16 protein-coding genes and 1 riboswitch are annotated in these 22742 nt (G+C 72.0%); of the genes, 7 read left to right on the top strand and 9 right to left on the bottom strand.

Translation table 11 applies throughout. From position 1 onward, the window contains the following. Positions 1-104 precede the first annotated feature (104 nt). A riboswitch (cyclic di-AMP (ydaO/yuaA leader) is annotated at positions 105-272 on the top strand. A 5-nt stretch (positions 273-277) separates the two neighbouring features. Continuing rightward, a complete protein-coding gene (locus tag ACIQ1J_RS29880) occupies positions 278-757 on the top strand; it encodes a transglycosylase SLT domain-containing protein (protein WP_403561667.1) in 480 nt (159 codons plus the stop codon). Positions 758-842: 85 nt separating this feature from the next. On the opposite strand, the gene ACIQ1J_RS29875 is transcribed toward ACIQ1J_RS29880, so the two are convergent. Beyond that, positions 843-1652 carry an HAD family hydrolase gene (locus ACIQ1J_RS29875; protein WP_210958000.1) on the bottom strand — a complete coding sequence of 270 codons (810 nt, stop codon included), beginning with the start codon at positions 1650-1652 and terminating at the stop codon, positions 843-845. Positions 1653-1938: 286 nt separating this feature from the next. Here ACIQ1J_RS29875 and ACIQ1J_RS29870 point away from each other — a divergent pair, with 286 nt between their 5' ends. The 3 genes from ACIQ1J_RS29870 (at position 1939) to ACIQ1J_RS29860 (ending at position 5556) form a co-directional block, all read left to right on the top strand. Then, entirely contained in the window at positions 1939-3003 is a 1065-nt protein-coding gene (locus ACIQ1J_RS29870; protein WP_403561705.1) for a GNAT family N-acetyltransferase, read from the top strand. Positions 3004-3031: 28 nt separating this feature from the next. Next, positions 3032-4363 carry a glycosyltransferase gene (locus tag ACIQ1J_RS29865; RefSeq protein ID WP_403561664.1) on the top strand — a complete coding sequence of 444 codons (1332 nt, stop codon included), beginning with the start codon at positions 3032-3034 and terminating at the stop codon, positions 4361-4363. 437 nt (positions 4364-4800) lie between these two features. Next, positions 4801-5556 carry a polysaccharide deacetylase family protein gene (locus tag ACIQ1J_RS29860; protein WP_403561662.1) on the top strand — a complete coding sequence of 252 codons (756 nt, stop codon included), beginning with the start codon at positions 4801-4803 and terminating at the stop codon, positions 5554-5556. Positions 5557-5562: 6 nt separating this feature from the next. On the opposite strand, the gene ACIQ1J_RS29855 is transcribed toward ACIQ1J_RS29860, so the two are convergent. The 5 genes from ACIQ1J_RS29855 to ACIQ1J_RS29835 form a co-directional block, all read right to left on the bottom strand. Next, complete coding sequence (locus tag ACIQ1J_RS29855; RefSeq protein ID WP_403561660.1) at positions 5563-6702, bottom strand: glycoside hydrolase family 26 protein; 1140 nt, start codon at positions 6700-6702, stop codon at positions 5563-5565. After that, on the bottom strand, positions 6699-7208 hold the full coding sequence (locus ACIQ1J_RS29850; protein WP_403561658.1) for a hypothetical protein: 510 nt from the start codon (positions 7206-7208) through the stop codon (positions 6699-6701). Before ACIQ1J_RS29850 ends, ACIQ1J_RS29855 begins: the two co-directional genes overlap by 4 nt. Before the next feature lie 19 nt (positions 7209-7227). Beyond that, the gene (locus ACIQ1J_RS29845) at positions 7228-9060 is read right to left on the bottom strand and encodes a glycosyltransferase (protein WP_403561703.1); all 1833 of its coding nucleotides are present in this window, start codon (positions 9058-9060) and stop codon (positions 7228-7230) included. A 396-nt stretch (positions 9061-9456) separates the two neighbouring features. After that, positions 9457-12318 carry a lipopolysaccharide biosynthesis protein gene (locus ACIQ1J_RS29840; RefSeq protein ID WP_403561656.1) on the bottom strand — a complete coding sequence of 954 codons (2862 nt, stop codon included), beginning with the start codon at positions 12316-12318 and terminating at the stop codon, positions 9457-9459. Beyond that, positions 12311-13585, bottom strand: a complete 1275-nt coding sequence (locus tag ACIQ1J_RS29835) for a DegT/DnrJ/EryC1/StrS family aminotransferase (RefSeq protein WP_403561654.1) — start codon at positions 13583-13585, stop codon at positions 12311-12313. Before ACIQ1J_RS29835 ends, ACIQ1J_RS29840 begins: the two co-directional genes overlap by 8 nt. Positions 13586-13989: 404 nt before the next feature. Here ACIQ1J_RS29835 and fahA point away from each other — a divergent pair, with 404 nt between their 5' ends. Both fahA and ACIQ1J_RS29825 read left to right on the top strand, forming a co-directional pair. After that, on the top strand, positions 13990-15222 hold the full coding sequence (gene fahA, locus ACIQ1J_RS29830) for a fumarylacetoacetase (protein WP_403561652.1): 1233 nt from the start codon (positions 13990-13992) through the stop codon (positions 15220-15222). A gap of 246 nt (positions 15223-15468) precedes the next feature. Next, the gene (locus ACIQ1J_RS29825) at positions 15469-16407 is read left to right on the top strand and encodes a M56 family metallopeptidase (RefSeq protein WP_210958007.1); all 939 of its coding nucleotides are present in this window, start codon (positions 15469-15471) and stop codon (positions 16405-16407) included. Between the two features lie 192 nt (positions 16408-16599). Here the strand turns inward: ACIQ1J_RS29825 and recQ are convergent, their stop codons facing one another. After that, on the bottom strand, positions 16600-18621 hold the full coding sequence (gene recQ / locus ACIQ1J_RS29820; RefSeq protein WP_403561649.1) for a DNA helicase RecQ: 2022 nt from the start codon (positions 18619-18621) through the stop codon (positions 16600-16602). A gap of 219 nt (positions 18622-18840) precedes the next feature. Between recQ and ACIQ1J_RS29815 the strand changes: the two genes are divergently transcribed. Further along, positions 18841-19434, top strand: a complete 594-nt coding sequence (locus ACIQ1J_RS29815; RefSeq protein ID WP_403561647.1) for a Uma2 family endonuclease — start codon at positions 18841-18843, stop codon at positions 19432-19434. Positions 19435-19513: 79 nt separating this feature from the next. Here ACIQ1J_RS29815 and nuoN read toward each other — a convergent pair whose 3' ends face one another. Continuing rightward, positions 19514-21172 (bottom strand): NADH-quinone oxidoreductase subunit NuoN, encoded by a 1659-nt coding sequence (nuoN, locus tag ACIQ1J_RS29810; RefSeq protein WP_403561645.1) that lies wholly within the window; start codon positions 21170-21172, stop codon positions 19514-19516. Then, complete coding sequence (locus ACIQ1J_RS29805) at positions 21169-22740, bottom strand: NADH-quinone oxidoreductase subunit M (RefSeq protein WP_210958011.1); 1572 nt, start codon at positions 22738-22740, stop codon at positions 21169-21171. The genes nuoN and ACIQ1J_RS29805 overlap by 4 nt, the downstream gene beginning before the upstream one ends. Positions 22741-22742: the final 2 nt, after the last annotated feature.

Raw genomic sequence — 22742 nt, 5'->3', positions numbered from 1 at the left:
GTCAACAGGTGCGTTGGGTGATTCCTGCACTTGTTTCGGACATGTGCTCTCGCATACGTTCCCGGCCTGTCGGGCGGACGCCGAATCCTGCCACCGCCCGGACACACAGTCATCCGCCAACAAACTCGCAGGCAGGAGCGGGGGACCCAGGTAAGCCGCCGCACCGGTCACCACCGGAGCGGCTAGGGGTGAAGCCGTGCCCGTCAGGGCCCGGCCGGGCACCTCCCCGCCCGAACCCGACAGCTCACCTCGCAGGCGTAAGGAGAGGGACTCAAGCATGTCTGCCAACGGTCAGAACCGTCACGCCCGCACCGCCCGCCTCGCCCGGAAGCTCGCCGTGGCCGGCACCGGCGCCGCCGTGCTCGCCCTGCCGCTCATCGGGGCCACCAGCGCCTCCGCGGCCACCCCGGCCGCCACCACCGCGGCGACGACTTACCCGGACAACCTGGACGGCTGGATCCGGGAGTCGCTCGACATCATGGCCCAGCAGGGCATCCCCGGGTCGTACGAGGGCATTCACCGCAACATCATGCGGGAGTCGTCCGGCAACCCGCTCGCCATCAACAACTGGGACATCAACGCCATCAACGGCACCCCGTCCAAGGGCCTGCTCCAGGTGATCGACCCGACCTTCCAGGCGTACCACGTGCCCGGCACCTCCTGGGACCCGTACGACCCGGTCGCCAACATCACCGCCGCCTGCAACTACGCGGCCGACCGGTACGGCTCGATGGACAACGTCTTCGGCGCCTACTGAGCCGTAATACCGGCTCTGCGCCGTAACACCGGGCTCTGCGCCGTAACACCGGGCTCTGCGCCGTAATACCGGTCTCTGCGCCGTATTACGGCGCTCTGAAGATCCGTTCGAGGACGACGGCCACGCCGTCGTCCTCGTTCGTCAGGGTGACCTCGTCGGCCACCGCCTTGAGTTCGGGGTGGGCACCCGCCATGGCGACACCATGGGCCGCCCAGTCGAACATGGGGATGTCGTTGGGCATGTCCCCGAAGGCGATCGTCCGTCGGCGGCTCACGCCCAGGCGCTCGGCGGCCAGCGCCAGGCCGGTGGCCTTGGTGATGCCGCACGGCTGGAGCTCCACCGTCCCCGGACCCGACATCGTGACCGTGGCGAGGGAACCGACCACCGCGCGCGCCGTCGCCGCCAACCCGTCGTCGGACAGCTCGGGATGGCGCAGCAGCACCTTGCTGATCGGCGCGCTCCACAGCTCGTCGCGCCGCTCGACCCGCACCGCGGGCAGCGTCGGGTGAGGCATCAGGTAACCCGGCTCGATGAGCGTCAGGCCGTCGACACCGTCCTGGTCGACCGCCGCGTGCACCTGCCCCACCTCGGCCTCGATCTTGCCGAGCGCCGTCTCGGCCAGCTCCCGGTCCAGGGTGACCGACCACAGCATCCGGTGCGCGCCGGCGTCGTACACCTGGGCGCCCTGGCCGCACACCACGAGCCCTGTACAACCGAGGCGGTCGAGCAGGGGCCGCACCCGGGGTGCCGGCCGCCCCGTCACCACCAGATGCCGCGCACCGGCCCCGGCCACCCGCGCCAGCGCGGCCAGTGACCGGTCGGACACGGTGTCGTCGCCGCGGAGCAGCGTGCCGTCGAGATCGGTGGCGACGAGTGAATACGCGGTGCGGTCCATGATCAGAGAATACGGACACCGCGCCCGTCCGACTCACCCGCGATCGCTTCCGAACGAGGAGGCGCCAGGTCGGCACGAGTCCGCACGAGTACGGCACGAGTGCGCACGAGGACGCACGTTCGTGTCCGAAACCTGGCACATCATCGGCTAAAGCCGGTTAAAGGCCTGTGCACCGGTTGGCAACAACATGGTCCGCTACCTACCCGCCGGACGGCGCCCGGGGGTACCTTCCTTCTGTCCAGGGGGACTTGATCGGGGGGTCGGGTTGAACAGCGGACGTGTGCGTGTGCTCAGACCGGAGGAACTGGGCGAGGGGGAACGGGAGCACTGGCGCGAGCTGCGCGCCAAGTCGACGGCACCACGCAGTCCGTTCATGGAACCGGAGTTCACCGACGTCGTGGGCCGGGTGCGGCCGCGGGCGCGGGTCGCGGTGGTGTACGACGGCGGTGAGGCGGCCGGTTTCCTGCCGCACGAGCGCGGACCGCTGGGTCAGGGCCGGGCGATCGGACTCGGGGTGTCGGACTGCCAGGGCGGGGTGCTGCGCCCCGGCCTCACCCCGGACACCCGCGAACTGCTGCGGGCCTGCTCCCTGTCGAGCTTCGCCTTCGACAACCTGGAGGCGGAGCAGGGGCTGTTCGTGCCGCACGCCGCCGAGGAGCACACCACCTACGTCATCGACGTGGAGAAAGGGTACGAGGCGTACGAGAGCGGGTTGCGCGACCGCTCGCCGAAGTTCCTCAAGACCACCCTCGCCAAGGAACGCAGGCTCGGCCGCCAGGTCGGGGACGTGCGCTTCGTGTTCGACGAGCGGGACCCGGCCGCGCTGCGCACACTCATGGAGTGGAAGTCTGCGCAGTACCGCAGGACGGGACGCCGGGACCGTTTCGCGCAGGAGTGGATCACGCGGCTCGTCGGGCGGCTCGCCAGGACCCGGGCGCCGGAGTGCACCGGCACGCTGTCCGTTCTCTACGCCGACGGCCGGCCGGTCGCCGCCCACTTCGGACTGCGCTCGGCGACGGTCCTGGCGTGCTGGTTCCCGGCGTACGCCCCGGAATTCGCCAAGTACTCGCCGGGTCTTGTCCTGCATCTGCGGATGGCCGAGGCAGCCGCCGCCCAAGGCATCGGCATGCTCGACCTGGGACGGGGTTCGGCGGAGTACAAGGACGCGCTGAAGACCGGTGACCTGCCCGTGTACGAGGGGGCGGCGACGCGCGTGGGGGCGGGCGCCGCACTGCACTGGCTGGGCCGCGAGCCGGCCCGCCGCGCGCACGGCTTCGTGCGCGACCGGCCCCGGCTGGCGTCGCTGGCGGTACGGACGTTGAGTGGCGCGGCCCGGCTGCGCCGGCCGTGACGGAGGGCAACCACGAGGGGGTGGGCGCATGGCCGGTGAGCGGCGTGCGTTGCGGGAGACACGGCGGGAGATAGCGGGGTTCCTGAGCATCGGGCCGGTGCAGGTCGCCGAGCTGGATCTCGGCCCCGAGGGAGACGGGAGGGCCGCGGGCGCCGAGGTGGCGGAGCTGAGACCCGGTCCGGGCAGTCCGCCGGTGACGACCGGCGCGGTGTTCCTCCTGGTCAGGCGGGCGGGCCGGCCCGTCGGTACCGTGCTCGGACAGGTAGCCGAGGGTGCGGATCCCACGGAGGTGCTGTCCGGGCTCGCCCGGAAGCTGCCGCAGGGCGCGCCGCCCGAGCCGTTGCCCCGGCCGCCGTCCGCCAGTGTCGTGGTCGCCACCCGGGAACGCGCGGACCAGCTCGCCCGCGCGCTGGACTCGCTGCTCGCGCAGGACCACCCGGACTTCGAGATCGTCGTCGTCGACAACGCGCCCGCGACCGGGGAGACCCGGGAACTGGTCGAGCGCAAGTACGGCGAGCGGGTGCGGTACGTGTGCGAACCGGTGCCCGGACTCGCCATCGCCCACAACCGGGGGCTCGCGGCCGTACGGGGCGCGGTGGTCGCCTTCACCGACGACGACGTGGTCGCCGACCCGCGCTGGCTCACCGAGCTCACCGCGCCCTTCACCGCCGACCCGCGCCTGGGCTGCGCCACGGGGCTGATCCTGCCCGCGCGGCTGCGCACTCGGGCCCAGGTGCTCCTGGAGAGCCACGGCGGCTTCGCGAAGGGGTTCACCCCGCGGACGTACGACCCCGAGCACCCGCCCGCCGACGAGCCGCTGTTCCCGTTCACCGCGGGCCGGTTCGGCTCCGGCGCCAACATGGCCTTCCGTACGGACGTGCTGCGGGCGGTCGGCGGCTTCGACCCCGCGACCGGCGCGGGCACGCGCGCGCGGGGCGGCGACGACCTCTACGGCTTCGTCCGCGTCCTCGCCCAGGGGCAGCGGCTGCGCTACACCCCGCACGCACTGGTCTGGCACCACCACCGGGAGACCTGGCGGGACCTGGAGACCCAGGCCTACGGCTACGGCGCGGGCCTCACCGCGTATCTCACGGCGATTCTGGTGAACCGGCCCGCGCTGCTTCCGGCCTTCCTCGCCCGGGTGCCGGGCGGACTGGCGCACGCGCGGGGGCTGACCGCCGTACGCGCGACCGGTGAGGGTGCGGACGCGGCGGCGGAGGGGCCGGGCGGGCACGACTCCCGTACGCATCCCTGGCCGCGGCGCCTGTCCCGGTTGCAGCGCCGGGGCATGCTGTACGGCCCCATCGGCTATCTGCGGGCCCGTCGCGCCCTGCGTACGGTCGGGCTGGAGGCGCGATGAGCGAGGCGTCCGAGACTCCGGGAGCGGCCGAGACCCCGGGGGCTGCCGAGGTCCGGGGGGCTGCCGAGACCCCGGGGGCTGCCAAGACCTTGGGAGCTGCCGGGGCGCGGGAGGGCGTCCCCGCGGCGGGCGGGCCGGACGGACGGGGCGGACCGGACCGACCGGGCGGAGGGCCGGGCGGACCTGGCGGGCCAGACCGACCGGGCGGAGGGCCGGACGGACCTGGCGGGCCAGACCGACCGGGCGGAGGGCCGGACGGACCTGGCGGGCCAGACCGACCGGGCGGAGGGCCGGACGGAGGGCCGGACGGACGGGGCGGGCCTGGCGGGCCGGACGGAGGGCCGGACGGACGGGGCGGGCCTGGCGGGCCGGACGGAGGGCCGGACGGACGGGGCGGGCCGGGTGGGCACATACCCGTCTTCCTCTACCACGCCGTGATGGACGATCCGCCCTCGTGGATCGCCGAGTTCACCGTCACTCCGAAGGAGTTCGCCGCCCATCTGGACGCGATCGTGGACAGCGGCATGACGCCGGTCACGATCAGCGTGCTCGCCGACCACCTCGCCGGGCGGGCGCCCCTGCCGGCCCGGCCGGTGCTGCTCACCTTCGACGACGGCTTCGCCGATCTGCCCGGCCCCACGGCCGAGGCGCTGGCCGAGCGCGCGCTGCCCGCCACCGCCTACCTCACCACCGGGGCCATCGCCCCCGGCGGCCGCAGTCTGCTGCCCCCGGCCCCGATGATGACCCTGGACGCGGCGACGGAGCTGGAACGTTCCGGCATGGAGATCGGCAGCCACACCGTCACCCACGCCCAGCTCGACACGCTGTCCGCCAAAGGGCTGGCGTACGAACTGCGCACGTCCAAGGCCATGCTGGAGGACACCCTCGGGCATCCGGTCCGCCACCTCGCCTACCCGCACGGCTACAACAGCGCGAAGGTGCGGTCGTTGTCGGCCCGCGCCGGGTACGAGACGGCGACCGCCGTGCGGCACGCGCTCAGCTCCGACCGCGACGAGCGGTACCGCATCGCCCGGCTCATCGTGCGGCGGAGCCACACGGTCGCCGACGTCGAGGCGTGGCTGGCGGGAGGGGGCGTCCGGGTCGCCCCCTATCGCGACGGGCCGAAGACGATCGCGTGGCGGTGGTACCGGCGGGGGCGTGCCCTGGTGCGGGGGCCCGAGTTCGCCGGCTGACCGCGGTCACTCGAGTGGCTGGTTGAGGTGGGGGTCGGCGACCACCTTGCGCAGGCTGTCCCACGCCCGGTCGTTGGCCACGGCCAGATCGCAGTTCGGTCCCGGGTCACGGTAGTTCCACTGGAGGGCGGCCTTGACGCCCTCCAGTTCCTTGAGCACGCGGGGCACCTGCGCGTACCAGTCCGCCTGCCGGTCCGGCCGCTTCGGGTCGGAGGCGCTGCCGAACTCCGAGAGCATCAGGGGTTTGTCGTCGGAGAGGTTGGCGCGGATCCAGTCGTGGGTGGCGTGCTGCGTCTGGGCGAAGCTGAGCCAGTCAGTCTTGTGGCAGAGGTAGTAGTTGTACTGGTTGTAGCCGATCCAGTCGACGTACTCGTCCCCCGGGTACATGCTCCTGAACAGGTCGGCGTGGTCCAGGTAGCCGGTGATGACCCAGGTCCACACGACGTTGTCGACGCCCAGCTCGCGGAACCGGTCGTGGATGTGCCGGTAGGCCCGCACGTAGTCGGCCGGTGTGCCGTTGTCCGGGGTGCGGGTGTCCATCTCCAGGTCGAAGGAGAGGAACACCTTCTTGCCCGTGCGCTGCCCGTACTCCTTGATGCGCTGGGCCTGGACGTCGATCACCGCGTCGTCCAGGTCGCCGGCGGCTATCTGCTTCCAGGTGGGCTGCTGCTGCTTGGTGCCGCCCCACCACTTGCTCTCCCAGGACAGCAGCAGCATGCGGTCCTCGCCGACGCGCTGTTCCTGCTCGGTGAGGAGCTGGCCTTCCAGACGGGTCTCCGTGACCGCGGACATGTCGTGGTACGTGTACACGATGTCGAGCCCGCGCCCGGCGTTCTTCTCGTACTCGTGCACCTTCTCGGCCAGGTCGGACTTGTCGTGCGGCACGAACGCGCCGAACCAGGCGCCGCAGGGCGGTTCGAGCAGCTCCGTCGGGCGGCACTCCGCGTCGTCGGCCGGGTCGGCGGGGCCGGAGGCGCCGCGCAGGGCGAGCACCGCGACCAGGACCGCGCAGGTGGCCGTGATGGATGTGATCAGCAGTCGGCGCCGGTCCGGCCCCCCGCGGTCTCCGGGGGGCTTGGGCCGGCGGTGCTGTCCGGTCGTCGTCGAGTCTCCGGCCGTGCGGCGAGCGGGACGGGCGAACCTCACAGAGTGGAACCCTTCCGTTTCCTCGGCGCCGTCCCCGGCGCCGTGCTGGGCGTCGGCGGGGAGGCACGCAGCCGCGGGCAGAACGCGGCGAGCGTGGTCAGCAGGGTGAGCGTCAGCAGGACGCGGTCCCCGCTGAAGGCGTGCGCGGCTATCAGTACCGTGGCGACGAGCATCGCGGCGCTCACGCTCAACAGGACGGCCAGCATCAGCCGTTCCAGCAGGTCGGAGTGGCGTTCGAAGTGCGGGTCCCGGCGCTCGACGGGGGCTTCGGCACGGCGGGCCCGCAGCGCGGGGCCGCAGATTCCGACCAGGGCGGCGCCCGGGCCGACGGACAGGAACGCGGCGACTGCCGCGCCGCGCAGTGGTGAGCCGCCGGGCAGGGCGAGCGCGGCGAGCGCCAGCCAGCCGGCGAACGGGGGCAGCATACGGATCACGAGGTCCTGCGGTGTCGTGGCGCCCCGCGGTGTCATGGCGCCCCGCGGTGTCATGGCGTTCTGCGGTGTCATGGCTGACTCGCTCCCCTTCTCAGCTCGCCGGTTTCAGGACGTAGAGCACGCCGGCGCTGTTCTCGGCGACCAGCTCGAACCTCGGTGACGCCGCCACGGACTCCCGTACGCGCGCCAGCTGCGCCTTGTCCAACTGGCCGTTCATCTCCGAGTTGGCCGTCTGCCCCTGGGTGAGCAGGAAATAGGCGCGTGCCGGTGCTTCCACGGCGGCCATGTCGCGGGCCAGGACGGCGGCCGGGTCGCGGACTATCTCGTCGACGTGGCGTCGGTCGTCGTCGAGGAACCAGTAGTGGTCGACTCTCCAGTACTGCTCGTAGGCGAGCGGGTAGTTCCGGTTGGCGGCGACGACCAAGGAGTCGTCGGGCGCCTGGTCGAAGAGCTGCCGGACGAGGGCGACCTCCCGGGGCGGGAAGTAGTTGATGCGGTCCTTGCCCGAGTAGCTCGGTACGAAAGCGAGGGTCCCGGCGAGCAGCACGAGCGGCGGCACCCACGCGCCGTACCGCAACGGGGGCAGGGAGGGCAGTGGCAGGCGGCGGCGTCGGGCGGTGGTGGCCGGCAAGCGTCCACCCGTCTCCCGCGCGGCGGCGTCGGCGGCCAGCGTGCGGACCTTGGGCAGCAGCGCGGCGGCGGCGAAGAAGGCCGCGCCGGGCAGCGTGAACATCAGGACCCGGAAGATCATCTCGCTGCCGTAACTGCTCGCCACGAACATCGGCAGCGGCGCCGCGGCGACCAGCAGCAGCGGCAGCGCCCGGTGCCGCAGCACCCGTTGGCGCAGTACACCCACCAGCGCGAGCAGGAGCACGGAACCCGAGAGCAGCCGGGCCGCCCAGGAGGTCGCCACCGCTCCGGTGCCGGTGGGGGTGGCCCCGTACCCGGTCTCGACATTGGCGCCGACGTCGCCGATGGAGCGAATCATGTCCGGCATTGCGGCGGACAGAAAGGGCAGCGCGGCCGTGAGGCACCAGGCCAGGAAGATCACGACCGTCGTGACCGCAGGGACCCAGTGGCGGTAGCGGCGCGTGAAGGCCAGCGCGACGAGCGTGACGACGAGCATGCCGGGTGTCAGCTGGTGCGAGACGACGATGGCGGTGACCAGCACGCTGAGCAGTACGGTCCACACGGCCTGCCCCTGCCGGCCTTCCCGCCCGCCGGAGCGGCCGTAGTGGCGCAGTACGACCGTGATGACGCCCAGGTGGAGGACGAAGGCCACGGACTGCGGGGAGAAGTAGTCCTGGCCCACCCAGTTGGCGACGCAGAACAGCCACACGGCGGTCCAGATCAGCCGCCGGTCCTCGGTGAAGGTCCGGTAGATCAGCAGCAGCGGGAGCAGCAGCAGCACGCTGGAGACCAACGGCCACCAGGCCATGTACATCGCGGCGTTGTCCACACCCAGCAGCCGCACCAGCGCCGCCTGGGCGGCGAAGAAGGCGGGCCACTGGTCGTAGACGGCCATGTCGCCGAGTTGGTCCGCGGTCTGCAGACCCCCGGACGTCAGCAGGTGGTCGATGACCGCGTCGTGCTTCCACGCCCACGCGTAGAGCGGGGTCGGGTAGAGAACGGCCTGGGTGGCCCGCTCCATCACCAGCAGGCCCAGAACGTACGCGAGGGACCAGCCGTTGCGGCGGCGCGGGTCGCGGACCGTGCACCAGAAACCCGCGGTGAGCACGGCGAGGCCGGCCCAGAAGGTGGGGTGCAGCGCGCTGGCCAGGCCGTAGTCGTCCAGGGCGGACACGTCGGTGTGCCGCATCGCGTAGCCCCACAGGGCGAGGGCGACGAGGAGGGGCACGGCAGGCCAGGCGGCGGCCGTGCGGGCCGGCCAGGCGGCGGGGGTGAGGTCGGACAGGTCCGTCACGGGCAGCTCGGCGGCGGAGTCGGAGGGCCCCGGGGTGGAGGGGCGGTGGGCGCGTGCGGTACTCCTCGGGCCCGGCCGGGCGGACGCTTCGTCCGACGTCGTGGTGGCCGACTCCTGCGCAGTGCGGGACCGCTCCTGCGCGGTGCGGGGCCGCTCCTGCGCGGTGCGGGGCCGCTCCTGCGCGGTGCGGGGCCGCTCCTGCGCGGTGCGGGGCCGCTCCTGCGCGGTGCGGGGCCGATCATGTGAGGTGGAGGGCTCCCCGGTTGCTTCCGGCGTGTCCCGGTTCGACGCGTCCCGGGGTTCCTGCCCGGGCGCGGGCTCTGGTGCGGATCTCTCCCGTGGAGTTGCTGGCGGACGCACGGCGGTTCCCCCCTGGCGATTCGGCTCTGTGCTTGATCAGTCCCTGAACATGCCGTTCGGTCTGGTGCGATGCGGGGGCTCCGTCACAGCTCTCTTGTCGGTCGTGTCGATCGCGCCAGTCGCGTCCGTCGCACCCGTCGCGTCCGTCGCACCCGTCGCACCCGTCGCACCCGTCGCACCCGTCGCACCCGTCGCACCCGTCGCGCCCGTCGCGCCCGTCGCGCCCGTCGCGTCCTTCATGGGGGACGGGCGGCGCAGGGACAGGAGCAGGACGACGAGGGCGAGCAGCAGGAGGAGAGGCGGCGCGATCGGCGCCAGCTCCTCACGCCAGACCCAGCTCCCCACCGCGACGAGATACAGAACCCCCCAGCGTCCCTGCCGCGGCAGCCGGCCGCCCGCCATCGCGAGCAGCAGCCACAGCGGTACGAGACACAGCAGATGCAGGACGAGCGGAGTCCAGCGCAGCAGTGGGCCGGGCCCGTCGAGCCCCGCCGCTTCCGCGATGAATTGGGCCGTCTCGGTGTATAACGTCCCGCCGACCGCCTCCGGTTCCCAGCCGAGCGCCACGGGCGCCGCGTGCAGGGCGAGGACGGCGGCGCCAAGTGCGCCACCGGGGAGCCACGGGTCGGGCGAGGCGCACAACGTCACGGACGCCACGAACACCACGAGCATCAGGGCCCCGGCGACCAGCGCCGGCAGAGGAACCCCCCGCAGCAGCTCCTGCCCGGTGAGTTGGGCCCCGACCTCCGAGACGCCGCTCAGCCACGGCAAGTCGCGCAACGCCACCAGGAAGACGATGGTGGCGACGCCGATCAGCAGCCACAGAACAGGCCTCAGAAGCCGCTCGGGGACCGCCCCGGTCCCGCCGGCATCACCCTCCACGAAGTCGCCGTCAGCGTCGCCGTAACCGTGGTCGCCGTCTCCGTCGCGATCGCCTACGGGGCGGGAGCCGGAGCCGAGGCCCGAGTCCGCGTCGGTCGCGTCAGCCCCGTGGAGCGCCCGGGGCATGTCAGCCATGCTGGCCCCGTGGGTCGCGGGGGGCATGTGAGGCTCGTGGGCCACGTGGAGCCCGTCGGAGTCATGGGTCGCGTCGGACGCGTCGGGTGTTGCAGTCGCACCGGACGCTCCCGTCGCACCGGAGGCAGTAATCGCACCGGACGCTCCCGTCGCACCGGAGGCAGTAATCGCATCAGACGCTCCCGTCGCACCGGACGCAGCAGTCGCATCAGACGCAGTGCTCGCACCGGTCAAGTCCGGCGTCGGGCCCTGGCCCGACGGGAGCCCGGCCCCGGCGTCCGGGTTCTGGGGCCGCCGGACGATCACCGCGAGGGTGTCCGCCTCCAGGGCCTCCCGCTCGTACCCCGGGCGCCCTATGAACAGGGCGACGGTGTCGTCCCGTGGCGCCTCGTCGGACTGCCCGTGCTCGTAGGCCGCCCGCCGCGCCCAGGTCGTGCCGTACCCGGCGGTGGCGTTCAACCGGGCCCAGTGAGTGCCGTAGGAGTTGCCGGGGCCCGGCTTCCGAACGCCCCGCAGCCGGAGGCGATCGGAGGCGTCCGTGTCCCGGGGCCCGCCGGAACGACCGGCTCCGTCGCTGCCGCGCAGGGTGGCCCGCAGGCCGGGGACGCAGCCGACGGCGACCACCGTCATGCCCCCGAGCACCGCCCAGCCGGCGCCCGCGATCCCGGCCGGGCTGAACAGCATGACCGCGCTGCCCAGCACGAGGACGCACATGGTGCCCTGCACGGCGGCGAGCACGCCGGTACGCCCCTGGACGCGCAGCACGCCGATGTACAGCTCGACCACGATCCTCGGCAGCGCGCCGATGGCCAGCAGCCGCAGCACCGTGGAACCGTGCTCGGCGTAGTCCTCGTCGAAGGGCGCGAGGATCTGCGGCGCGAAGACGACCAGGAAGAGCACCACCGGCACCAGCAGCAGCGTCATGCGGCGCAGTGCTCCCCGGACGCCGTCGGCGAGGCGGCGCGGATCGTGCGAGGCGTGCGCGGTGAGGGAGGAGGCCATGTTGATGGCCATGAACTCCATCGTGCCGCCGACGGTGTACGCCACGTAGAAGTAGCCGTTCTCCGCGGCGCTGAAGTTGACCGCGACCATCACCGGGAGCAGGTTGATCATCGCCAGGCTGAACACCGCGCCCAGCGAGTCCCCGGCCAGGAACCGGCCCATCTCACGGACCTTGAGCGGCTCCACGTCGTGGTCGGCGGCGGCCTGGCGCGGGATGAGTCTGCGGAAGATCAGCCAGCCGAGCGGCAGGGTGGAGAAGGCGATGGCCACGGCCCAGGACACGAAGATGCCGAGCACCGGCAGCGTGGTGGCGAAGAGGGCCAGCAGGATCAGCTTCCCGACCGAGAACACCGCGTTCCCGGCGGGCACCCACTCCGCCTTGCGCAGCCCGGTCAGCACGCCGTCCTGGAGGGTGAGCAGCGCCCAGGCCACGCACGCCGCGACGAACAGCGCCCCCGCCTCGGCGGTGCCCAGCGGGGCGTACGAAGCCCCCCACAGGTCGAGGGTGAGCAGGAAGACGACGGCGGCCACGGCGACGACCACCGAACTGGCCGCGTACGCCCGCCACACGAGCGGCCCGGTCGCGCGGCCGGCCCGGGGTACGAAACGGACCACGGCGCCGATCATGGTGGTCGCCGTGATACTGGCGAGCAGCCGCATGGCGGCGATGGCGGCGGAGCCCTGCCCGACGGCCTCCTCCGAGTAGTAGCGGGCGGCCACGAGCCAGAAGCCGAGGCCGAGCACGGCGGAGACGCCGGTGCTGAGCATCAGGAAATAGGCGTTCTTGAAGAGCGAGTCGCCTCCGTGCCCGCTCCCGGACGGCGTCGGGTCACCGCCCGCGGGTGCCGCCGCGGTCTCGTGCACCTGAGCCTCAGCCACCGGTCGGAACCAGCCCTTCGGGTGCCTCGGCCGGTCGTACTCCGGACTCCTCCAGCGCGGCGACGGCCGCACGGGCGCGCAGCGGATCCACGGGCAGCGCGTGCCGCGCGAACCAGCGCGCCCCCTCCGGAGAGGGTGACGGGTCGGTGAAGGCGGCGCCCGCGTAGTCGTCCAGCGGCGGGTCGTAGAGGTAGCCGACGACGATGCCGCGCCGGGCCAGCACCCGCACCGCCGCGTCCCGGTCCGCCACCAGCAACGGCACGCGGAACAAGGGCTGCGCGGCGCCCGGTGATCGGCTCCTCGCCACCTCCCACCCGGCCGGCTTCGCCCAACGCGTCGACAGCAGCAGCTCCGTACCCGCACGGCAGTCGGCGAGCACGTCGTCCAGCCGGTCGAGCCCGCGTCCGATGCGCCCGAGCCGGAACCGGCCGGCACGCAGCCGGTAGTCGTGCATGTCGACGCGGACCCAGGGGTCGTGAGCGTCGAGGGAGTCCCGGGCATCGAGGTCGGGGGCCGAGGCGACCGCGCGGGTCAGCTCCTCCGGACGCAGCGGCATCCGGATCTCCTCCCGCTCCATCAGTCCCAGCAGCCGCATCGCGCCCCAGGCGGCCCGCCGCAGCCGCAGGCCTCGTACGGCGGCCTCCGCGTACGGTCTTACGGCATAGGCGAGTTCGGCCGTCCTACGGCGCGGCAGCAGCAGGTCGTCGCAGGTCTTCGCCAGCGCGTCCCGCAGCCCCGGGTCGGCGACCGCGAGGATTCCCCCGGCCTTGGCACCGACGTGTTTGGACAGGCTGAAAACGGAGGCATCGCCCCAAGCGCCCACCGGCCGCCCGCCCACCTCGCTGCCGATGGCGTGCGCCGCGTCCTCGAACAACGGGATGCCCGACGCGTCGCAACGGGCCCGCAGTCCGGGCGCTGGGTCCGGGTTGCCGTACAGGTTGGTCGTCACTACGGCGGACAGCGAACCCCACACCTCCGCGGGCACGGCATCGATGTCGATGGACGCGTCCGACGGATCCAACGGCGCCTGCACCGGGCGCAGTCCGGCCGCGAGCACGACGAAGAAGATGACGTCGTCGTTGACCGGCGACATCAGCACCCGGCCGCCCGGCGGGCACCAGTGACGCAGTGCCGCGTACAGCCCGAAACGGCATGACGGTACGTACACGCATTCTCGGCCGAGTCGGCTGCGCATGGTCTCTTCCAGCCGCTTCCTCGGCTGCGAACCATCCCGCACCGAACCCGGACCGGCCTCCCCAACGGCCATCCGCCCCCCTGGTGTGCCATCGAAAGCCCCCTCCCCGAGGCCTTCCGGCACCCGCCCAGAGTCGCCCCGTTCGCACCGCTCCGTCAAGATTGCGTACCTGCCTGTGGACAACTTCCCGTACACAAGCGGAAGCGGAGCGCCACATCCCCGGCCGTTCGCGCGGGCGTACGCGGGCGGCGCAGGAGCCGCCCCACCGGTCACTCCCCCGCCTCCACGCACGGGTGCCCGCACCACTCACCGCACGTCAGCACGCGGGACCGCGCCTCCCCCGCCACGCGCCGCCACCTCCCGACGCACTGCCCAAGACCGGTATGTCACCCGTAACGTGTGGCCCGACCACGAACCACGTGGCGCACCCGGCGCGCACGGCGCACATGGCGAGCACGAAAGCGAGGCAGCACCCGATGCCCCCCTTCGATGTCCCCGAGGGCGACCCCTTCGGCCCGCACAACCTTCCGTACGGCGTGTTCTCGATCCCCGGCACGCAGGAGCGGACGGTGGGCGTCCGGCTCGGCGACCACGTCCTGGACGCCGGCGCGGCGGCCCACGCACTCGGATCGCCGTACGCCTCCCTGCTCGCACGGCCCACCCTGAACCCGCTGCTGGCGGCCGGCCGCACCGCCTGGTCCGACGTACGGCGCGCGCTGACGGCCTGGGTGACGGTCCCCGCCCACCGCGAAACCCTGGAACCCCTCTTCCACCCCCTCTCCTCGGTGACGCTGCACCTGCCCTTCGAGGTCGCGGACTACGTCGACTTCTACGCCTCCGAGAACCACGCCCGGAACGTCGGCCAGATCTTCCGCCCCGACGCCGCCGACTCCCTCACCCCCAACTGGAAGCACCTCCCCATCGGCTACCACGGCCGCTCCGGCACGGTGGTCGTGTCCGGCACGGACGTCGTACGGCCGTCCGGGCAGCGCAAGGCCCCCACCGACACCGCTCCCGTCTTCGGCCCGTCCGTCCGCCTCGACATCGAGGCCGAGGTCGGCTTCGTGGTGGGCGCGCCGTCCGAGCTGGGCAACCCGGTGGCGCTCGGCGACTTCCGCGAGCACGTCTTCGGACTCTGCCTGCTCAACGACTGGTCCGCGCGGGACGTCCAGGCCTGGGAGTACGTCCCCCTCGGCCCGTTCCTCGGCAAGTCCTTCACCACCTCGGTGTCGGCCTGGATCACGCCGCTGGACGCTCTGGAGGAGGCACGGGTGGCCCCGCCGGAGCGCACGCACGAGCTGCTGCCCTACCTCGACGACACGGGCGGGGAACTCGACGAACCCGGAGGCTACGACCTGCGGATCTCCGTCGCCGTCAACGGCCACGTCGTCTCCGAGCCGCCGTTCTGCACCATGTACTGGACGGCCGCCCAGCAACTGGCCCACATGACCGTCAACGGCGCCTCCCTGCGCACCGGCGACCTCTACGGCTCCGGCACGGTGAGCGGACCGGCCGACCGGGAGCGCGGGTCCTTGCTGGAGCTGACCTGGAACGGACGCGACCCCATTGAACTGCCGGACGGCAAGCGGACGTTCCTGGAGGACGGGGACGTGGTGACCCTGTCGGCCTGGGCACCGGGGCCGGGCGGCACCCGGGTGGGGCTGGGCGAGGTGACCGGCCAGGTGGTCCCGCCACGGACCGGACGGTAACCACCGCGACTCCCCCGACTTCCGCGCACTCGGATCCGTTGCCCGTCGGGGCCTGCCTCACGCCGCCCGTCACCGTCATACTGGCGTCGGGCGGTGTGTACGGCACGTCCGCGCCCGCGCGGCGGACCCGTCACGCCGGCCCGGCAGACGCACCCCGGACACACCCCGGACACCCCGCTGTCTGCACCACAGCACAGCCCAGCACAGCCAGAGCCGCCCATCCGACCAGGATCCGGAGCCCGTGGCATGACCGTCTGCCTGCTCCTGCTGTTCGTCGTCGCCGTGACCGCCGCGGTACCGGTGCCGCGCGCGCTGACCCGTTCCGCGTGGCCCGAACGGGAGCCCGTGGTCGCGCTCTGGGTGTGGCAGTGTCTGGTAGCCACCGTCCTGCTGTGCTGTCTGACGGCCCTCGTCCTCGGCGCCGCCGCCGTCTTCGGCACCGTGCGCGCCCAGCTCTTCGCGCCGGCGCCACCGGCGGTGACCGCGGCCTACAACCTCTCCGCCGGCCCGCCGTGGGCGGCCGCCCTCACCCTCCTGCTGGCCGGCGGCGCCGCCTGGACGACCGCCATGCTCGCCCGCGAACTCGTCGAGGCCCGCCGACGGCGCGCCCGCTCACGCGCCCACCTGCGCGAACGCGCCCCCGACCTGCCCGCCGGGCTCCCCGCCGCCCGCGGCCCCCTGCTGGTCCTGGAGGACGAGTACCCGGACGCCTGGTGGATGCCCGGCAACCCACCCCAGCTGATCGTCACCACCGGTGCCCTGCAGCGCCTCACCGACCATCAGCTCGACGCCGTCCTCACCCACGAGCGGGGCCACGCCCGGGCCCGCCACGACTGGCTGCTGCACCTGTCCAGCGCCCTGGCCACCGGCTTCCCGCGGGTCCCGCTGTTCACCCATTTCTGCGACCAGACCCACCGCCTGGTCGAACTCGCCGCCGACGACACCGCCTCCCGCCGCTGCGGCCACCTGACCACGGCACTGGCCCTGATCGAGCTGAACCAGCACCGCGGTGTCCTGTCCTGCTCCTCCAGCCACCGCCTCCTCGGCGAACGGGTCGACCGCCTCCTGGAACCCCCGCCCCGCCTGCTTCCCCGGCACAGGGCCCTGACCACGGCGACAGCCGCTCTGGTCCCCCTCCTTCCGCTGCTGATCACCTTCGCCCCGGGCCTGACGGCGCTGGCGTAGGGAACAGCGTCACGCGTCCGTCGCTCGCCACCCGTCGCCCGCCGCTCGCCGCCCGTCGCCCGTCGCCCGTCGCCCGTCGCCCGTCGCCCGTCGTTCGTCGTTCGTCGCCCGTCGCCCGTCGCCCGTCGTTCGTCGCCCGTCGTTCGTCGCCCGTCGTTCGTCGCCCGTCGCCCGTCGCCCGTCGTTCGTCGCCTATATCCAGTCGTCGGGCTCGGGCTCCGGCTCGTGTTCGGGCCAGTCGTCCACGCCGGAACCAGCATCTGCGCCGGAGCCTGATCCGGCCGACGGGCGGTCCGGTACGGGCGCCGTGGCCGCCGCCGGTCCGTTCAGCTCCGCCAGCACCACGAGCACGCCCTCGCCGTACGTCGCCAGCTTCTTCTCGCCGACCCCGCTGATGCCTCCGAGCTGCCCGATCGAGGTGGGCCAGGCGGTGGCGATCTCCCGGAGCGTGGCGTCGTGGAAGATGACGTACGCCGGGACGCCCTGCTCGCGGGCCTGCTCCGCGCGCCAGGCGCGCAGGGCCTCGAAGGCGGGGAGCAGCTCCTCGGGCAGTTCGACCGCGGCGGCCTTCGGCTTACGGCCCCCCCGCCCGCCGCCTGCCGACCGGGCCGTGGCCGGCTTCTCGGGCTCCTTGCGCAGCGGCACCTCCCGCTCCCGGCGCAGCACCGACCCGCTGGTCTCGGTCAGCACCAGCGTGCCGTACTCGCCCTCGACCGCGAGGAGCCCCTGGGCCAGCAGCTGCCGGGCGACGCCCCGCCACTCGCCCTCGGTCAGCTCCTCGCCGATGCCGAACACGGAGAGCTGGTCGTGGTCGAACTGGATCACCTTGGCGGTGCGCTTGCCCAGCAGGATGTCGATGATCTGTCCCGCGCCGAACTTCTGCCCGCGCTCCCGCTTCAGCCGCACCACCGTCGACAGCACCTTCTGTGCCGGGACCGTGCCGTCCCAGGTCTCCGGGGGCGTGACGCAGGTGTCGCAGTTGCCGCAGCCGGCCGGGTCCGGGTCCTGCCCGAAGTAGGCGAGGAGCTGGCCGCGGCGGCACTGGACGGTCTCGCACAGGGCGAGCATCGCGTCCAGGTGGGACTGGGCCCGGCGGCGGAACGCCTCGTCACCCTCGCCGGACTGGATCAGTTTGCGCTGCTGTATGACGTCGTTGAGGCCGTACGCCATCCAGGCGGTCGACGGCAGGCCGTCCCGCCCGGCACGGCCGGTCTCCTGGTAGTAGCCCTCGACCGACTTGGGAAGGTCCAGGTGGGCGACGAATCGCACGTCCGGCTTGTCGATGCCCATACCGAAGGCGATGGTCGCCACGACCACCAGGCCCTCCTCCCGGAGGAACCGGGACTGGTGCGCGGCTCGGGTGCCCGCGTCCAGGCCCGCGTGGTACGGCACGGCCTCGATGCCGTTGCTCGACAGGAACTCGGCTGTCTTGTCGACGGAGTTGCGCGAGAGGCAGTACACGATGCCCGCGTCGCCGGGGTGCTCCTCGCGCAGGAAGTGCAGCAGCTGCTTCTTGGGGTCGGACTTCGGCACGACCCGGTACTGGATGTTGGGCCGGTCGAAGCTCGCCACGAAATGCCGCGCCGCCGGCATGTTCAACCGCTCGGTGATCTCGCGGTGCGTCGCGTGCGTGGCCGTCGCCGTGAGCGCGAGCCGGGGCACGTCCGGCCAGCGCTCGCCGAGCAGGGACAGGGCCAGGTAGTCGGGCCGGAAGTCGTGGCCCCACTGGGAGACGCAGTGCGCCTCGTCGATCGCGAAGAGGGAGATCTTGCCCCGGGAGAGCAGGTCGAGGGTGCCCTCCAGCCGCAGCCGCTCGGGGGCCAGGTACAGCAGGTCCAGCTCGCCGGCGAGGAACTCGGCCTCCACCACGCGCCGCTCGTCGAAGTCCTGCGTGGAGTTCATGAACCCGGCCCGCACACCGAGCGCCCGCAGCGCGTCCACCTGGTCCTGCATCAGCGCGATCAGCGGCGAGACCACGATGCCCGTGCCGGGCCGGACCAGGGACGGAATCTGGTAGCACAGCGACTTGCCGCCGCCGGTCGGCATGAGCACAACGGCGTCACCGCCCGCCACCACGTGGTCGACGACCGCCTCCTGCTCGCCGCGGAAGGCCTCGTACCCGAAGACCCGGTGCAGCGTGGCCAGCGCCTCGCTGTCCACGCTTCTGGTCTGTGTCGCCTCTGCCATATCGCCGATCACGCCCGTCCCGCCCATCGTCCCGTCCCCCGTACGTCCTGCCTCGCCCGTCCGGGCCAGCCCGTCCCGCCCGGCCTGTCTGATCCGTCTGGTCCGTCCTGTCCCGACCACTGCCTCAACGATAGGGGTCCGCGCCGACAGCCCCGGAGTTATCCACAGGCTTCACCCGTCGCCGATCGTCACGAGCCGATAGCCTGAAGTGGCATCCGACACTCCTATCACTGGGAACTCACAAGAGTGGCAACCGAGGCCTCACTCCCCAAGTGGCCGATCCCTCCTGCCGAGGGGTGGAGCGCTGACGATCTGGACCGCCTCCCCAACCTGCCGGCGCATACGCAACTGATCGACGCCAGTCTTGTGCTCCCTTGCCCGCAGTCGGTCTTCCACGAGCGAGCGACGTCCTTCTTCGGCCGGCAGCTCTCCGTAGCCGCACCTCAGGGGCTCGATGTCCTGTGCGGGTTCACTGTGGACGTGGACCGGCAGAACAGGCCGGAGCCGGACGTGCTGATGCTGCGGGAAGAAGCACTGACGAGTCCCGACCAGACCCGGGTCCCGGCATCAGCCGTCGTACTCACCGTGGATGTCGTCTCATCGGACTCCGTCTCCCGCGACCGCGAGACCAAGCCCCTGAAGTACGCCCGGGCGGGCATCGCGCACTATTGGCGAGTGGAGAACGGGAAGGGCCTCGCCGTCGTCCACGCCTTCGAGCTGGAGCCCACCACCGGCACCTACGTCGACGTCGGCATCTTCCGTGAACGCATGAAGGTGAGCGCGCCCTTCCCGATGGACCTGGACCTGACCGCCATCAAGGCCCGTCCTGGCGGCGAGTAACCCCCCGCACTCAGGGCGGCGGCCCGGCACCCCCGAAGGATGCCGGGCCGCCGCCGTGTCCGAACCGGCGAGCGCCGCGTCAGCGCACGAACACCCCCGCCTGTCCAGCCAGGTCCAGGAAGTACTGCGGCGCCACACCGAGCACCACCGTGACCGCCACTCCGACGCCGATCGCCGTCATCGTCAACGGTGACGGCACCGCGACGGTCGGGCCCTCCGGCCTCGGCTCGCTGAAGAACATCAGCACGATCACGCGGATGTAGAAGAACGCCGCGATCGCCGACGAGATCACACCGATCACGACCAGCGGAGCCGCGCCGCCCTCCGCCGCCGCCTTGAACACGGCGAACTTGCCGGAGAAGCCGGAGGTGAGCGGGATGCCCGCGAAGGCCAGCAGGAACACCGCGAACACGGCCGCCACCAGCGGTGACCTGCGGCCGAGTCCGGCCCACTTCGACAGGTGGGTCGCCTCACCGCCCGCGTCGCGCACCAGGGTCACGACCGCGAAGGCGCCGATCGTGACGAAGGAGTACGCGGCCAGGTAGAAGAGGACGGACGAGATGCCGTCCGGCGTGGTCGCGATGACACCGGCGAGGATGAAGCCCGCGTGCGCGATCGACGAGTACGCCAGCAGCCGCTTGATGTCGGTCTGCGTGATCGCGACGATCGCGCCGGCCAGCATGGTGACGATCGCCACGGCCCACATCACCGGCCGCCAGTCCCAGCGCAGGCCGGGCAGGACGACGTAGAGGATGCGGAGCAGGGCGCCGAAGGCCGCCACCTTGGTCGCCGCCGCCATGAAGCCGGTCACCGGCGTCGGCGCGCCCTGGTACACGTCCGGCGTCCACATGTGGAACGGCACCGCGCCCACCTTGAACAGCAGGCCCATGACGATCAGCGCGGCCCCCACCAGGAGCAGCGCGTCGTTGCCCATGGTGTCGGCGAGCGCCGGGGTGACGTTCTGCACGGTGCCGTCGACGACCTGCGCGATCGTGCCGTACGACATCGAGCCCGCGTAGCCGTAGAGCAGGGCGATGCCGAACAGGGTGAAGGCGGAGGCGAAGGCGCCGAGCAGGAAGTACTTGACCGCCGCCTCCTGCGACATCAGCCGCTTGCGGCGGGCCAGCGCGCACAACAGGTAGAGGGGAAGGGAGAAGACCTCCAGCGCCACGAAGAGCGTCAGCAGGTCGTTGGCGGCCGGGAAGACCAGCATGCCGGCGACGGCGAAGAGCAGCAGCGGGAACACCTCGGTGGTGGTGAACCCGGCCTTCACCGCCTTCTGCTCGCTCTCGCTGCCCGGTACGGACGCCGCCTGTGCGGCGAAGGAGTCGACGCGGTTGCCCTGCACGTCCGGGTCGAGCCGCCGCTCGGCAAAGGTGAAGAGGCCGACCAGGCTCGCCAGCAGGATGGTGCCCTGAAGGAACAGGGCCGGTCCGTCGACGGCGATGGCGCCCATCGCAGCGATGCCCGCCTTGGTCGTGCCGTATCCGCCCGCCGCGAGCGCGACGACCGCGGCGAAGGCGGCGATGAGTGCGACGGCGGACATGAACGTCTGTACGTAGTAGCGGGACCGGCGCGGCACGAAGGCCTCGATCAGGATTCCGATGATCGCCGCGCCGAGGACGATGAGGACGGGCGACAGCTGCCCGTACTCGATCTTCGGCGCGTCGATCTTCCCGATCGGGTCGGCCGCCGTTGCCGCCGTTGTCCACAGGCTGTGGACGGCTGTTGCGCTCACTTGGCCGCCTCCACCTCAGGCTGGGGGTCCTTCTTGTGTACGTCGGACATGGTCTGCTCCACCGCGGGGTTGACGATGTCCGTGAGGGGCTTCGGGAAGACGCCCAGGAAGATCAGCAGCGCCACCAGCGGAGCCACGACCACCAGCTCACGCACCCGCAGATCGGGCATCGCGGACACCTCCGGCTTCACCGGTCCCGTCATCGTCCGCTGGTAGAGGACGAGGGTGTAGAGCGCGGCGAGCACGATGCCGAACGTGGCGATGATGCCGATCACCGGATAGCGCGTGAACGTGCCGACCAGGACCAGGAACTCACTGATGAAGGGCGCGAGACCCGGCAGGGAGAGAGTCGCCAGGCCACCGATCAGGAAGGTGCCGGCGAGCACCGGGGCGACCTTCTGCACTCCGCCGTAGTCGGCGATGAGCCGCGAGCCGCGCCGCGAGATCAGGAAACCGGCGATCAGCATCAGGACGGCGGTCGAGATGCCGTGGTTGACCATGTAGAGCGTCGCGCCGGACTGGCCCTGGCTGGTCATCGCGAAGATGCCCATGATGATGAAGCCGAAGTGCGAGATCGACGCGTAGGCGATCAGCCGCTTGATGTCGCGCTGACCGACCGCGAGCAGCGCCCCGTAGATGATGCTGATGACCGCGAGGACGAGGACGACCGGTGTCGCCCACTTGCTCGCCTCCGGGAAGAGCTGGAGGCAGAAGCGCAGCATCGCGAAGGTGCCGACCTTGTCGACGACCGCCGTGATGAGCACGGCGACCGGGGCGGTCGACTCCTGCATGGCGTTGGGCAGCCAGGTGTGCAGCGGCCACAGCGGTGCCTTCACCGCGAAGGCGAAGAAGAAACCGAGGAACAGCCAGCGTTCCGTGCTGGTCGACATGGTCAGCTCGCCGCTCGCCCGTGCCTCGGCGATCTCGGTGAGGGAGAAGTTCCCGGCGACCACGTAGAGCCCGATCACCGCGGCCAGCATGATCAGGCCGCCGGCCAGGTTGTAGAGGAGGAACTTCACGGCGGCGTACGAACGCTGCGTCGCCGCCGTCTTCTCACCGTGCTCGTGGGCCCGGTCCCCGAAGCCGCCGATGAGGAAGTACATCGGGATCAGCATGGCTTCGAAGAAGATGTAGAAGAGGAAGACGTCGGTGGCCTCGAAGGAGATGATCACCATCGCCTCGACGGCCAGGATCAGGGCGAAGAAGCCCTGCGTCGGCCGCCACCTGGTGCTGCCGGTCTCCAGCGGGTCGGCGTCGTGCCAGCCCGCCAGGATGATGAACGGGATCAGCAGGGCGGTCAGCGCGATCAGTGCCACCGCGATGCCGTCCACGCCCAGCTCGTACCGGACGCCGAACTCCGCGATCCAGGAGTGGGACTCGGTGAGCTGGTAGCGGTCGCCGCCGGGGTCGAAACGGACCAGGATCGTGATCGCCAGCGCGAGCGTGGCCAGCGAGACCAGCAGCGCCAGCCACTTGGCCGCGGTGCGTTTCGTGGCCGGCACGGCTGCCGTCGCGATCGCCCCGACGGCCGGCAGGGCCGCCGTGACTGTCAGCAGGGGAAAGGACATCG

Origin of the sequence: Streptomyces sp. NPDC097107 (assembly GCF_044762405.1) — a bacterium.
GTDB lineage: Bacteria > Actinomycetota > Actinomycetes > Streptomycetales > Streptomycetaceae > Streptomyces > Streptomyces thinghirensis.
Note: the sequence above shows the minus strand (reverse complement) of the source record. Positions and strands in the feature narration are given on the sequence as shown.